Source organism: Paenibacillus sp. FSL R7-0312, assembly GCF_038004445.1.
Lineage (GTDB): Bacteria > Bacillota > Bacilli > Paenibacillales > Paenibacillaceae > Paenibacillus_AQ.
On the sequence record NZ_JBBORE010000001.1, the window covers coordinates 4502143 to 4515923 of the forward strand.

Annotated in this window: 12 protein-coding genes; all 12 read left to right on the forward strand. The window is 50.4% G+C overall.

The features are described 5' to 3' along the window. Positions 1 to 473: 473 nt before the first annotated feature. The 12 genes from MKX70_RS19725 to MKX70_RS19780 all read left to right on the forward strand — a co-directional run bounded on the left by MKX70_RS19725 (position 474) and on the right by MKX70_RS19780 (position 13775). Positions 474 to 2153 (forward strand): ribonuclease J, encoded by a 1680-nt coding sequence (locus MKX70_RS19725; RefSeq protein ID WP_039294807.1) that lies wholly within the window; start codon positions 474 to 476, stop codon positions 2151 to 2153. A gap of 167 nt (positions 2154 to 2320) precedes the next feature. Then, the gene (locus tag MKX70_RS19730; RefSeq protein ID WP_231637675.1) at positions 2321 to 2818 is read left to right on the forward strand and encodes an RNA polymerase sigma factor; all 498 of its coding nucleotides are present in this window, start codon (positions 2321 to 2323) and stop codon (positions 2816 to 2818) included. Beyond that, positions 2815 to 3834: an anti sigma factor C-terminal domain-containing protein gene (locus MKX70_RS19735; protein ID WP_052416492.1), complete on the forward strand. Its 1020-nt coding sequence runs from the start codon at positions 2815 to 2817 to the stop codon at positions 3832 to 3834. The genes MKX70_RS19730 and MKX70_RS19735 overlap by 4 nt, the downstream gene beginning before the upstream one ends. A gap of 178 nt (positions 3835 to 4012) precedes the next feature. Next, positions 4013 to 4747, forward strand: coding sequence for a ClpP family protease (locus MKX70_RS19740; RefSeq protein WP_231637907.1), 735 nt, complete (start codon positions 4013 to 4015; stop codon positions 4745 to 4747). After that, the gene (locus tag MKX70_RS19745; protein ID WP_042237086.1) at positions 4744 to 4959 is read left to right on the forward strand and encodes a YlzJ-like family protein; all 216 of its coding nucleotides are present in this window, start codon (positions 4744 to 4746) and stop codon (positions 4957 to 4959) included. Before MKX70_RS19740 ends, MKX70_RS19745 begins: the two co-directional genes overlap by 4 nt. A gap of 94 nt (positions 4960 to 5053) precedes the next feature. Beyond that, on the forward strand, positions 5054 to 7732 hold the full coding sequence (locus tag MKX70_RS19750) for an FtsK/SpoIIIE family DNA translocase (protein ID WP_042237084.1): 2679 nt from the start codon (positions 5054 to 5056) through the stop codon (positions 7730 to 7732). A gap of 372 nt (positions 7733 to 8104) precedes the next feature. Continuing rightward, positions 8105 to 8971 (forward strand): spore cortex-lytic enzyme, encoded by an 867-nt coding sequence (sleB, locus tag MKX70_RS19755; RefSeq protein WP_081956571.1) that lies wholly within the window; start codon positions 8105 to 8107, stop codon positions 8969 to 8971. Between the two features lie 182 nt (positions 8972 to 9153). Then, positions 9154 to 10434 (forward strand): EF-P 5-aminopentanol modification-associated protein YfmF, encoded by a 1281-nt coding sequence (gene yfmF / locus MKX70_RS19760; RefSeq protein WP_340840536.1) that lies wholly within the window; start codon positions 9154 to 9156, stop codon positions 10432 to 10434. A 2-nt stretch (positions 10435 to 10436) separates the two neighbouring features. Continuing rightward, complete coding sequence (gene yfmH, locus MKX70_RS19765) at positions 10437 to 11717, forward strand: EF-P 5-aminopentanol modification-associated protein YfmH (RefSeq protein ID WP_042237079.1); 1281 nt, start codon at positions 10437 to 10439, stop codon at positions 11715 to 11717. Continuing rightward, the gene (gene ymfI / locus MKX70_RS19770) at positions 11717 to 12484 is read left to right on the forward strand and encodes an elongation factor P 5-aminopentanone reductase (RefSeq protein WP_340785474.1); all 768 of its coding nucleotides are present in this window, start codon (positions 11717 to 11719) and stop codon (positions 12482 to 12484) included. Before yfmH ends, ymfI begins: the two co-directional genes overlap by 1 nt. 115 nt (positions 12485 to 12599) lie before the next feature. Next, entirely contained in the window at positions 12600 to 12860 is a 261-nt protein-coding gene (locus MKX70_RS19775; protein ID WP_036692667.1) for a DUF3243 domain-containing protein, read from the forward strand. Between the two features lie 147 nt (positions 12861 to 13007). Then, positions 13008 to 13775, forward strand: a complete 768-nt coding sequence (locus MKX70_RS19780) for a DUF3388 domain-containing protein (RefSeq protein ID WP_039294778.1) — start codon at positions 13008 to 13010, stop codon at positions 13773 to 13775. Positions 13776 to 13781: the final 6 nt, after the last annotated feature.

Here is a 13781-nt window from a genome sequence, read left to right on the forward strand (position 1 = left end):
AAACGCAAGCCATAACCACTTTTTTGCTTGTCTTTTCCTCAAATAATGGCTGTTTGTTAAGGAAAGAATAGGACTGGGATCAGGATGACTTGTCTTTTGCCAAAAAAATCATGTATAATGTCCTTAAGTGATTCGGTGCGGTTAAAATAAAATATGCGGTAATCTTCCGTCAATGTGATTTTACATTGTGAGACAGGATAGGTCCTTGGATAAGTCTGTGCTAAAACTGCCGGATTTTCGCGCGAGGGGCGCGGTGGTGAAATTTTGACGGCGTTTGCCCGCTTCAAGACGATATTACTGCCCGGTTCGGGAGTTTCGCCTTGCGCAATTATACAGACTTATCGGAATTTCATTGTCGAATAAGGAAAGTTAACAGCAATTTGAAGAAAGTCTACAGCGCCGCTGAAATAATTGAAGCTCATTGTTTACAAATAAAAGTATGACGTCCAACATCATAGGAGGGTTAGATTCATTTGTCGAAAAAAAACAACAACGATAAATTGTCGATATTCGCATTAGGCGGAGTCGGCGAGATCGGAAAAAACATGTACGTTATTCAGTACGGCAATGACATTGTAGTCGTGGATGCCGGCCTGAAATTCCCGGAAGAAGATATGCTCGGTATTGATATTGTAATACCTGACATCTCGTACCTGACTGAGAACCGTGACAAAGTAAGAGGGATTGTGCTTACCCACGGACATGAGGATCACATTGGCGGATTGTCTTATGTGCTCAAGAACCTGAATGTTCCAGTCTATGGAACAAGACTTACACTTGGCCTTGTGGATAACAAGCTCAAGGAAGCGAACCTGTTGGGTGAAACCAAACGGATTCTGATCAACGAAGATTCGGAAATTGAACTGGGCACCTCGCTTAAGGTAACATTCTTCAGAACTAACCACAGTATTCCTGATTCCGTGGGTGTATGCATCGAGACTCCGGAAGGCAACGTTGTCCACACAGGTGACTTCAAATTCGACCACACGCCAGTTAACGGTCAATTTGCGAATCTGCACCGGATGGCCGAAATCGGATCGAAGGGTGTGCTTGCACTGCTGTCGGACAGTACCAATGCCGAGAAGCCGGGCTTTACACCTTCGGAGAAGAATGTCGGTATTGTTCTGGAAGATATTTTCCGTAAAGCTGAACAGCGTGTAGTTGTAGCAACCTTTGCTTCCAACGTGCACCGTATCCAGCAGGTGGTGAATGCAGCAGAATCGACAGGCCGCAAGATTACTGTCATCGGACGCAGTATGGTTAACGTAGTTTCCATTGCTTCCGAGCTCGGTTATCTGTACATTCCTGACGGTATGCTGATTGAACCGGAAGAAATGAACAGAATGGCCGGCAACCGTGTAGTTGTGCTTTGTACAGGCAGCCAGGGCGAACCTATGTCCGCGTTAACGCGTATGGCACGCTCCAGTCACCGCAAGGTTGACATTATGCCGGGCGATACCGTTATTATTGCAGCTACACCGGTACCGGGTAATGAGAAGTATGTAGGCCGTACCATTGATGAACTGTTCCGTCTTGGCGCCAATGTAATTTACAGCGGCTCCAACTCCGGTGTTCACGTATCCGGTCACGGCAGCCAGGAAGAGCTGAAGCTGATGCTCAACCTGATGAAGCCGAAATTCTTCATTCCAATTCACGGTGAGTTCCGGATGCAGCGCAGACATGCAATTCTTGCAGAGTCCGTCGGTGTAGAACCAAGTAATATCTTCATCACGGAGCTTGGCGAAGTGATTGAAATTTCCGGAGGTGCAGCACGCAGAGCCGGTAAGGTTACTGCAGGCAACGTGCTCATTGACGGACTTGGTGTCGGCGATGTCGGCAATATCGTACTGCGTGACCGTAAGCTCTTGTCCCAGGACGGAATTCTGGTTGTAGTGGTAACACTCAGCAAGCAGAATGGAGCTATTGTCTCCGGACCGGACATCATTTCCCGCGGATTTGTCTACGTGCGGGAGTCTGAAGGTCTCCTGGACGAAGCTAACCGGATTGTATCCGGTACGCTGCAGCGCCTGATGAGCGAGAAGGTCAATGAGTGGGCTTCTCTGAAGACCAGTGTCAAAGATTCGCTCGGCCGTTTCCTTTACGAGCAGACACGCCGCAGACCGATGATCCTGCCGATCATCATGGAAGTATAATTCAAAGCGTTATTTAAGAATATATGCAGGGCAATAGCCCCTTCTCCCCGGAAATATTGGACGGTTTCCTGGGGAGGAGGGGCTTTTTGTGCAGCTATAAGATTTTTTTCGACAGCGGACACAACATTTAAGGAGCTCAATCGTTATACTGCCAAGGGGGTGCGAAAGTGGGGGCTGGAAACAGAGAGCAGCTGCTCCAATCCAAAATGGCGGAAATACGCAGATATTTAATCCGGCTTGGCGCCGGCAATGCGGATGCTGAAGATATTGTGCAGGATACAGTCTACAAAGCCTTGCTGTATATTGACGGAATTGAGGAGCATAAGTTCAGTGCCTGGCTCTACAAGGTAGCGATTAACAGCTATTATGATCTATGCCGGAGGCAGACACGGTTCCGGTATTCTGATGAAATGGAGGATTATGAAGCGCCGGAGAGCGAACTTCCGGAGTCCATGCTGCTGCAGCAGGAGCAAAAAATACTTATTGAGAAGATCCTTGGCCGAATGAATCCGGCGAACCGCCAGCTAATTCTGCTGAAGTATGAAATGGATTTCTCCTATAAACAAATTGCTGCGCTTCTGGGAGTCACAGAAGGGATAGTAAAGGCTTCTCTATATCGTGCCAGACAGCAGTTTCAACATATTTATGGAGGTAAGGCTAAATGACAGCCCCATGGGAAGGACAAGAGGATCAGAATCTGGCCCTGACACTAAAAAAAGCTAAACGTAAAAGCTTAATCCGCAGTATTGTTATTTCACTGCTCGTTACCCTTCTAACATTGACCGCGATATTCTTCGGTGCGGCACAGCTGGTGGCCCACCGCTCCGCTGAGACAAAGATGAGTGAATGGAAATATCTGATGATCAGCAGTCCCAATGAATATACGTCCAGCTATAGAGACAACCGCGGATTCTTGTCAGGAGTGCTGGAAATGAACACATACAAGATCATTGAAGGCGTACCTGTTCCGTGGAATGAGAAATGGTTCAATTATAACGAGTGGTGGTTTCCGTTTGCTACCGGAGCTTACGGGGGAACATCGAATCTGGAGGAAATCCGGCCGCCGGGGAGCACAGACAGCAATGCATACAGAAGGCAGTATAACCCGCACAATGGGCAAAAGGAGATGGCCTATTACATCCCGGGCGTGGAATACGACAGTTCAATCCTCAATGACCTTAACCTGCTTACCGCGATGGAACCGGATGAATTGGCAGAGATGGCGCTGTCTTTTGATCAACCCTATTCCTTCGAGGAGGTAAACAGAATGCTTCCCAAAGAGGCCAGACCTGTATGGTATTGGGTGGATACGTATGACGATAGCTCCGGATTCTATCTGAAACCCCACGAGAGTAGGGATGGCGTAATGATAAGCCCGCAGCCTGTGTCATCTTCCTCGAGCATCTATGGATTCGGCACCGGACCCAATGACAATGGCGGTGAGGTGTCGCCGGAGGATTTTCTCGGATTGCTTCAATCCGGGTTGGAGCACAAAGACAATTATTATAGCGAATACAGCCGGATCAGCCGGTACCTAAAAAAGGATAAGGCTGAGCCTGACGCCGCAGATGTCCGGATTCTGGGAGTTGTTGTCACCGGCTCTGCCGCAGGTCTGAAAAGCTTGAATGGACAAACCTATATCCGGGGGGCTGTGCTTGGTGCCGTAGCAGATCCCTATTAACTTGAACAAACACAGACTGATATTTTATAACCGGATTTGCATAAGGGAGTCCCCCGGAATGTCATACTACCAGGAGATAGTATGGCTGCAGCGGATGGGTGCTGTAAGCAGAAAGGGAGAGCTGCGCACAATGGACTTCACAGAAGCAAGCATGAACAGCGGCAAGAACGAAGAGATTATGCCTGGAGAGATCAAACCCGGGGTCAGTGAACCTGTGCTGCCCGGACCGGTGGGGGTTCTGAAGGAGCTGGGGCAAACGGCGGTGCCTACAGGGGAGCCGGATATTTTCTGCATGACGATTATTGGCCAGATCGAAGGACATTTCGTATTGCCGCCGCATAATAAAACTACGAAATATGAACACATCATTCCCCAACTGGTTGCCGCCGAGCAGAATAAGAATATTAAAGGGCTGCTGATTATCCTGAACACCGTCGGAGGGGATGTGGAGGCCGGGCTGGCTATTGCCGAGATGATTGCCTCCTTATCCAAGCCAACTGTGACTGTGGTAATCGGCGGCGGCCATAGCATTGGCGTCCCGATCGCGGTATCCTCCAGCTACTCCATCATTGCTGAGAGTGCAACGATGACGATCCATCCAATCCGGATGAACGGTCTTGTGATCGGAGTGCCGCAAACCTTTGAATATATGGAACGGATGCAGGAACGGATGGTTAAATTTGTAACTTCGCATTCTCGCATCACTGAGTCGCAATTTAAAGATCTGATGTTCAAAACCGGAGAGCTGAACCGTGACATCGGTACCGCTGTCGGCGGACAGGATGCCGTGAAATATGGTCTTATGGATGAGGTGGGCGGTATAGGAGCCGCTCTGGCCCATTTGAACCAAATGATTGCGGGAAACGTTTCGCTTTCGCCTGATCATCTGCCGCCGGGAGGGCTGCCGCAATGACCTTTTATACGATTCTGCCGATGGAGCAGGTGTTTGAGGGGGCTTTTCATTATGCGCTGCCGGTGCAGGAGGTCAGCTATCAGGGGATGCTGATGCAGGTCGAACCGCTTGAAGGCGGTCAGGCGCGGATTGTCAGGCTGCTTCAGTGTCCGCTCCACAGGTATCTGGACGCAGCTCTGTCCCCCGGATCGGTCATTCAATTAGACAAATAAATGCGAACATACTGCCTATAGATGCATTTTCTGACAAAAGAGAACATAGGTACGCCACGCCATTATATGGTATAATATTGTGGGGGTGGCTGGCGTGGCTAAAAAAAGAAAAAAGAAAAAGAAAAAAGCGCTGCTGGGCAGCGTTTTAAAATATGAAATCTATGGAATTCTGCTAATTACCATCTCCGTCATTGCTTTGTCAGGTGAAGCGGCTGTAGGGCGCTCTCTTTCAAGTATGGCGGGATACTTACTCGGCAGATTCTATTTTGTGCTGCCGCTGGCCGGCATTTTCTATGGACTGATGGTCATGATTCACCGTAAATGGCCGTCAACCTGGAACAGCCGGTATACCGGCGGGCTGTTGCTGCTGCTGTCCATGTGCCTAATGAGTACGATTTCGGCTATGCAGCAGAAGCTGGGACCGATCGGGATGCTGCATCCGGGCAATGTGCTGGCCCAAATACATAATGACCTTTCAGGTTCACTGTCTCCGGGTGCTGGTGAGAGCAGTGTGTACATGCTCGGCAAGGACATCAGCGGAGGGTACATCGGAGCGCTGGAGTATGCAGCTCTCCTGTGGCTGTTTGGCAATCTGGGTGCGAAGCTGCTTATGATAGTTCTGCTGGCGATCAGCTTCATGCTGATTACCAATCTGTCGTATGTGGAGCTGTTTACGCTGCTCCGGGTAAGAGCGGTTAAGCTGGTGGAAGGAATTAAGCTCAGATCAGCCAACCGCCCTGCAGCGGTTCCGGTAGTGCCCAGGGCTGCAAGAAACAGCACACCTGCTGCACCACAGCCGGCAGATGATGATGACTACTACGAGGACGATGAAGAAGAGAATAATAATCAGCTGCCTAGACGTGCACAGCCGAACCTGCTGGGAAGAGTGGCCGGCTGGTTCAGCGGCTCTGCCCGTAATCAGCAGCAACCCGGGACGGAAGAATATGATGACGGGGAAATGCCGGATGTAATCCTGACAGAACCGCGGAACGGTCCGATAATATCAGGGCTTGCGGCAGGCAGGGGAATGCCGCCGGAGGATTTCTGCGAGGATGAATTCCCCGAAGAAGATCTGGAGCCGGTTACGCCTATCATCCGCGACTTCTTCGAGCACATCCGCTCGGAAGGTCTGAACGCGGAGGACCGGGAGGAGTGGAGCGAGTTCTCGCCGGCTGCACGCGGCGGTGCTGTTACAGGTGTGGGCGATGAAGCTCTCCCTGCTGCTGCCGGACATCCTGCAGCGGCGGATAAAGCTGCAGAGGACGGACTTCCTGTAGAACTGGAAGGGCTGCTGGGAACGGCAGAGAATGGTGAAGTGGTTCCGGCAATTCCGCCACCTCCGCCTCCCAAGCCGTACAAGCTTCCATCCTTCCGGCTTTTGGCCAAGCCTAATAACGGAGCTAAGGCTGGAGACCAGAATGACTACATGCAGACGGCCCGTAAGCTGGAAGCTACACTTGAGAGCTTCGGTGTCAGGGCGAAGGTGCTTGAGGTGGTCCGTGGACCGGCTGTTACCCGGTATGAGATTCAGCCGGATATCGGCGTCAAGGTCAGCCGGATTGTCAATCTTACCGATGATATCGCGCTGGCGCTGGCAGCCAAGGACATCCGGATGGAGGCGCCGATTCCGGGCAAGTCCGCCATCGGTATTGAAGTACCGAACTCCGAGGTCTCAATTGTAACCATGCGGGAAGTGATGGAAACGCAGATTTTTCAGGAGGCGGAGTCACGGTTGTCGATTGCGTTCGGGCGGGATATCTCCGGCCAGACGATTATAGGCAATCTGGCCAAGATGCCCCATCTGCTGGTAGCGGGGGCTACCGGTTCCGGTAAATCCGTCTGCATTAACGGCATTATCACCAGTATCCTGTATAAGGCGAAGCCTAATGAAGTGAAGTTCCTCATGGTTGACCCCAAGATGGTCGAGCTGAATGTATATAACGGCATTCCGCATCTGCTTGCACCGGTGGTTACCGATCCCAAGCGAGCCAGTCTTGCTTTGAAGAAGATAGTAGTGGAGATGGAGAAGCGCTATGAGCTGTTCTCCAAGTCAGGCACACGTAATATGGAAGGCTATAATACATTAATGAAAGATAATCCGGCTGCGATATTGCCCTACATTGTAGTAATTGTGGACGAGCTTGCCGATCTGATGATGGTGGCGGCGAATGATGTCGAGGATGCGATCTGCCGGCTTGCCCAGATGGCGCGGGCGGCGGGAATTCATCTGATCATCGCCACACAGCGTCCTTCCGTGGACGTCATTACCGGACTGATTAAGGCGAATATTCCTTCGCGGATTGCATTTGGAGTATCCTCGAATGTGGATTCACGGACCATTCTGGATATGCCGGGTGCAGAGAAACTGCTGGGACGCGGGGATATGCTGTTCCTGCCAATGGGGGCTTCCAAGCCGATCCGTGTTCAGGGGGCCTTCATGAGTGATCAGGAGGTCGAAACGATTGTGCATTATGTAAGCAGCCAGGGTGAAGCAAATTATGATGAATCCCTTGTTCCTGAAGTGGATGATACCCTATCGGAAGATCAGGATCCGCAGGATGAATTATATGAACAAGCTGTCCAGATTGTGCTTGAAGCCAAGCAAGCCTCGGTGTCGCTGCTTCAGCGGCGCATGCGGGTCGGTTACACCCGTGCTGCACGCTTAATCGATGCCATGGAGGCTAGAAGCGTGATCGGGCCTTACGAGGGCAGCAAGCCGCGTGAGGTGCTGATGTCACTCGAACAGTATCAGCATAACAGAATCAGTTCATAACCCCAAAAAGATGACCCGTAGAAGTAATACGGGTCATCTTTTTAAGTTAGGAAATTTGTGGTTAATCTACATTTACTATATGTACTGGCTGGAAGGCGGTACAGCAACGGAGGTTCTCCCGAAGTGAAAGGGTCTTGCGGATATCAATAACTTCTATTAAAGCGTGGTTCCACATTACAATGTGGTCCTTCAGATTCATGATTCTTCTCAACTCCTGCTGGTTCATAACCCAAGTATAGTTGATAATTGTTCTCAGTTGCAATGGATTTGGTCTTGCCAGTCTTACGGTAATGCATAGGATGTCTTGTCAGTCGTCATAATAACTTTAGCCATTCATGCAGAACTTACAAGAGAAAGGTAGAGCGAACCCCTATGACAAAACATAAGCAGTGGATCTTGGCCGTACTAACCCTTGGCTTGGCCGCCGCACCGTTTGCCGGCGTATTCTTTGAAGATCGCGGCGTGACTTACGCCCAATCGTATGCTGCAGCGCCAGTTATAACGGAAACTCCTGACGAAGGGGAAGAAGCATTGCCCGCATTTGGAACAACGCCGCTGAAGCTTGGATCTTCCGGGCAGGATGTGTATGAGCTCCAGGGGAGACTTAAGCATCTGGGCTATTATGCCGGTGCTATTGACAGCCAGTTCGGGGCCAAAACGAAAAATGCCGTCACCTGGTTCCAGTGGAAATTCGGCTTGAAGTCCGACGGAGTCGTTGGTGCCAAAACAAAGCTCAAACTGTACAATGCAACAACAGCCTGGAAACCTACCGCCTCCAAGACATCAACCGCCACAAAGGATACACCATCCGGCACAGCGGCAAAAAAGAATGATACAGCAAAAACGAATACAGCAGAGCTGTCTTCCGGCAATACGATGGGGCTATCCGAAAATGATCTGAAAATCATGGCTAATGCCGTATACGGTGAATCACGCGGGGAACCGTTTGAAGGACAGGTAGCCGTAGCGGCGGTCATTCTCAACCGGGTGAAATCACCAAGCTTTCCCAATACGCCTTCGGGGGTGATTTTTCAACCGGGGGCCTTCACGGCTGTTGCTGACGGGCAAATTTATCTGGAGCCTAATGAACAGGCGCGAAAAGCTGTACAACAGGCGCTGAATGGCTGGGACCCCTCCGGTGGCTGCATCTATTATTTCAATCCCAAGACGGCCACCTCCAAGTGGATCTGGAGCCGGCCGCAGGTGAAGACGATCGGTGAGCATATTTTCTGTATGTAGCTGTAGGAATGTTTTTGCACCAAGGCATTAAAGGCAGCATGACAGCGTCCGTATAAATCTTTTCTGAGAGCAACCGGTACGCTGTCTTCCGGTTGCTTCCTTACTTTGGAATGGTTTAGAATGGATAATACTTCATAAAGTTGTTGTATAGCATCTACCCTCGCCGCAAAGGAGTTTTGGACTTGACAAATAATGGATTTCAACATGGCAGTGCCGCAGGCATGCGCATACACGTTCTGCCTACCAAGGCGTTCAAGACGTTCGCCATCTCACTTTATGCCGGCGTTCCGCTTGACGAAAGTACCGTCACCTCTACAGCGCTGGTTCCTTTTGTGCTCCGCCGGGGCACAGCCTCCTACCCTGAAACCACACAGTTCCGCGAACGCCTTGAAGAGCTTTATGGTGCCGGTTTCGGCTTCGATATTTATAAACGCGGCGATTATCAGATTGTGCAATTCCGGATGGACACGATCAATGACGCCTTCGTTCAGAGCAAGGAGAGCCTGCTTGGAGAATCTTTTGCTTTTCTCGGAGAAGTATTGACCCGGCCTTTGCTAGAGGATGGAAGCTTCCGCGCATCTTATGTGGCGACTGAACGCGAGACCGTCCGCAAGAAGCTGGAAGCGATTGTGAACGATAAAATCCGTTACGCGGCAGAACGCTGCATTGAGGAAATGTGCCGCCTTGAACCCTACCGTCTGCATCCGCTCGGACAAAGAGCCGATCTGGATACCATCACCCCTGAATCGCTGTACCAGTCCTATAATTCCTGGCTGAATGGAGCGACCCTTGATCTGTACGTGGTAGGTGATACTACACCGGAAGAAGTAGAGAAGCTGATCATTGCCAATTTCGGACGTGCCCATCATTCCGAATCTGCGCCGTACACCTCAGACTTCACCCCGGTAACGGTTACGGAAGTGCGGACGGTGGAGGAGAAGCTGGATGTCAATCAAGGCAAGCTGAATATGGGTCTGCGCACCTCAATCACGTACAAGGATGACAGATACGCTTCTGCGCTCATGTACAACGGCATTCTGGGCGGATATCCGCATTCGAAGCTGTTCGTCAACGTGCGCGAGAAAGAGAGCCTGGCCTATTATGCTTCCTCACGCTACGACGGGCATAAGGGCATCGGGACGATTCAATCGGGAATCGAAACCCAGAATTACGGTAAGGCCGTTGATATTATCCGCAAGCAGCTGGATGAGCTGAAGGCCGGGAATATCAGTGATCTGGAGCTGAGCCAGACCAAAGCGATGATCCGCAACCTTTTGTCCGAAATTCAAGATTCAGCATTTGAGATGATTTCGTTTGATTTCAACCGCCAGTTATCCGGCAAAGACCGTTCTGCACAGGAACTGATGGACCAGGTTGACCACATCGGGGCGGAAGAAGTGAAGGCAGCGGCAGACACCTTCCAGCTTGATACGATTTATTTCCTGACAGGGAAGGAGGAATAGCGGTGGAAAAGCTTCATTACGAAAGGCTTCAAGAAACACTCTATCATGAGGTTATGGATAACGGTCTGCAGGTGTATGTGCTGCCGAAGCCGTCTTTTCTCAAAACCTACGCTACCTTTGCGACCAAATATGGTTCGGTAGACAATCACTTTAAGGTAGCTGGCGGAGAAGAAACCACAGTGCCTGACGGTATCGCTCACTTCCTGGAGCACAAAATGTTCGAAGAGCCGGAAGGCGATATCTTTGCCACCTTTGCTTCAAACGGCGCTTCTGCGAATGCATTCACCAGCTTTGACCAGACGGTATACCTTTTCTCAGCGACGGAGAATATTGAGCAGAATCTCAGTACCCTCGTTGATTTTGTGCAGCGTCCTTATTTCACGGATGAGAATGTGGAGAAGGAAAAAGGAATCATCGGCCAGGAGATTAACATGTATGCGGATAACCCGGACTGGCGTGTGTATTTCGGGCTCATTGAAGCGATGTATGCCAAACATCCGGTTCATATTGACATTGCCGGAACCATTGAGTCGATCGCTACCATTACCAAAGAAACGTTGTATACCTGTTACAACTCCTTCTACCATCCCAGTAACATGCTGCTGTTCATTGTCGGCGGTGTCGATCCTGAGCAGGTAATTGAACTGATCCGCAACAATCAAAAGGGTAAAAACTATGAGAAACAGGGTGAAATCACCCGTATCTTCGAGCAGGAGCCGCATGAGGTGGCATCGAAGCATGTGGAGAGCCGCCTCGCGGTCTCCATTCCCAAAATGATGTTCGGGTTCAAGGAAAAGGTAGATGGCCTCACAGGTGAGGCGGCAGTTCGCCGTGATCTGACCACCAGACTGATGCTGGATCTGCTGCTCGGCAGCAGTACGGCGCTGTATCAGAAGCTCTATGATGAGGAGTTGATCTCGGACAGCTTCGGCCATGAATTCAACAGCTCCCCGCAGTATGCGTTCTCGGCAATCGGTGGCGATACCAAAGATCCGGGCCTGCTGCTTGACCGGATCAAAGAAGAGATTGGACATATCCAGGAGACGGGCTTCGCCGAGAAGGATTTCGAGCGTGCCCGCAAAAAGAAAATCGGCGGCTATCTGCGTATGCTGAATTCGCCGGAGAGCATTGCCCATGAGTTCACCCGCTACCAGTTCCGCGGCGGAGATCTGTTCGAAGTGCTTCCCCTATATGAATCGATCACACTGGAGGAAGTGAATGACCGGCTGCGTAATCATGTGGACTGGGAGCAGTTGGCCGTATCGCTTGTGGTGAGTCCTTAATGGCATTACCGGGAGAGGACAGCAAAGCGATTGGAGAAATGACAGTGCTTATTACCGGAGGCAGCGGGGGAATCGGCGGAGCCATCGCCGAGCGATTTGCTTCGGTAGGCATGAACATTGTGATTCATTATATGAATTCGCATGAAGCGGCGAATGATGTTGCCCGGCGGTGCATGGCGCTGGGGGCAAAGGTGATGACTGTGGCTGCGGACATGAAGGACCGCAGCCAGCTTGTGCGTATGGCCGAGCGGCTTGAGGCCAGCGGCATGATGCCGGATATCCTTGTCAACAATGCCGGGAAGGCGCATTATGGCATGCTGGCCGATGTAACGGAGGAAGAGTGGGACGATATTATGGCGGTGAATCTGAAGGGCACCTTTTTGTGTAGCCAGATTTTTATGCCTTATATGGTCTCCCAGCGTTACGGGCGGATTATTAATGTATCTTCCGTATGGGGGATTTCGGGCGCCTCCTGTGAAGTGGCGTATTCGGCCAGCAAGGGCGGAGTAAATGCCTTTACCAAGGCGCTGGCGAAGGAGCTGGCACCTTCCAAGGTCACAGTGAATGCTGTTGCACCGGGAGCGGTCCACACGGCCATGCTAGCCAATCTGCAGGCGGATGAGGTAAAGATGCTGGAGGATGAGATCCCTGCGGGGAGGCTTGCATCTCCTGAAGATATTTCATCGCTGGTTTATTTTCTTGCGCTGCCTGAATCGGGCTATATTACCGGCCAGATCATCAGTCCGAACGGCGGCTGGATTACTTAAGGCCAGGCAGCATGAGTTCTGGAGAAATGCTCCAGCATAAGAACTTCCGGCTTGAGACATATTATAACTGTTGCTTTTAAATCTCAATATCATTACAACTTGAGGAGGATTTAAGATGTCAACAGATTCCGTAGTGAAGAACTTTGATACCTGGAAAAGCTTTTTGGGAGACCGGGTCATTCAGGCTGAAAAAATGGGGATGAGCGACGAGACCATCACCAAGCTGGCTTTTGAAATCGGGGAATTCCTCGATAAGAAGGTCGATCCGGGCAACTATTCCAACCGGGCCATCAAAGAGCTCTGGGATGTCGGAACGGATGATGAGAAGCATACCATTGCTGGACTCATGGTCAAACTGGCAAAGAAAAACGCATAAGCACGCGGAAGAAGCTCCCCTTGCGGGAGCTTTTCTGCAATTATTACAACAGTGTCCTTGCCTTTCAAAATTTTTTTATATATCATTAACATGACCCGTGTAGCGAAAGTGACATGCAGGGAAAAGGAATCTATGAGGTGCGCAAAAGTGGAATATAAACAATGGTATATGGAGTACAAGATACATAAGAACAGACCCGGTCTCCTTGGAGATATCGCTTCAATGCTGGGAATGCTGGAAGTCAATATCCTGACGATTAACGGTGTTGAAGGCAAAACCCGCGGGATGCTGCTGGAAACAAGTGACGATGAGAAGATTATGCTGATGGGCGAGATGCTCAAAAAAGTTGATAATATAACGGTTACGGCACTGCGTTCTCCGCGCCTTGTGGATAAGCTTGCCGTCCGTCATGGACGATATATTGACCGCGATTCGGATGACCGTAAGACCTTCCGCTTCACCCGAGATGAGCTCGGACTGCTGGTGGATTTCCTCGGGGAATTGTTTAAGCGGGAAGGGAATCAGGTTATAGGTCTACGAGGCATGCCGCGTGTAGGGAAGACGGAATCTATTATTGCCGGAAGTGTATGTGCCATGAAGCGCTGGACCTTTGTCTCGTCCACGCTGCTGCGGCAGACGGTACGGAGCCAATTGGCGGATGATGAGCTGAACCCGAATAATGTGTTCATCATTGACGGAATTGTCAGCACCATACGTTCGAATGAGAAGCATTATAACCTGCTGCAGAATGTTATGAGTATGCCGAGCACCAAGGTGATTGAACATCCGGATATTTTTGTGCGGGAATCCGAGTACACCTTTGATGATTTCGATATCATTATCGAGCTGCGCAATATGCCGAACGAAGAGATATTGTACGAGTCGTTTACGACAAGCTACAGTGATGATCTTTAATATATA

What these genes read in the sequence shown, in the direction of transcription:
- MKX70_RS19740 (WP_231637907.1), top strand. Translation starts at nt 4,013, where the DNA reads ATGCCTGGAGAGATCAAACCCGGGGTCAGTGAACCTGTGCTGCCCGGA.
- MKX70_RS19745 (WP_042237086.1), top strand. Translation starts at nt 4,744, where the DNA reads ATGACCTTTTATACGATTCTGCCGATGGAGCAGGTGTTTGAGGGGGCT.
- MKX70_RS19735 (WP_052416492.1), top strand. Translation starts at nt 2,815, where the DNA reads ATGACAGCCCCATGGGAAGGACAAGAGGATCAGAATCTGGCCCTGACA.
- sleB (WP_081956571.1), top strand. Translation starts at nt 8,105, where the DNA reads ATGACAAAACATAAGCAGTGGATCTTGGCCGTACTAACCCTTGGCTTG.
- ymfI (WP_340785474.1), top strand. Translation starts at nt 11,717, where the DNA reads ATGGCATTACCGGGAGAGGACAGCAAAGCGATTGGAGAAATGACAGTG.
- MKX70_RS19775 (WP_036692667.1), top strand. Translation starts at nt 12,600, where the DNA reads ATGTCAACAGATTCCGTAGTGAAGAACTTTGATACCTGGAAAAGCTTT.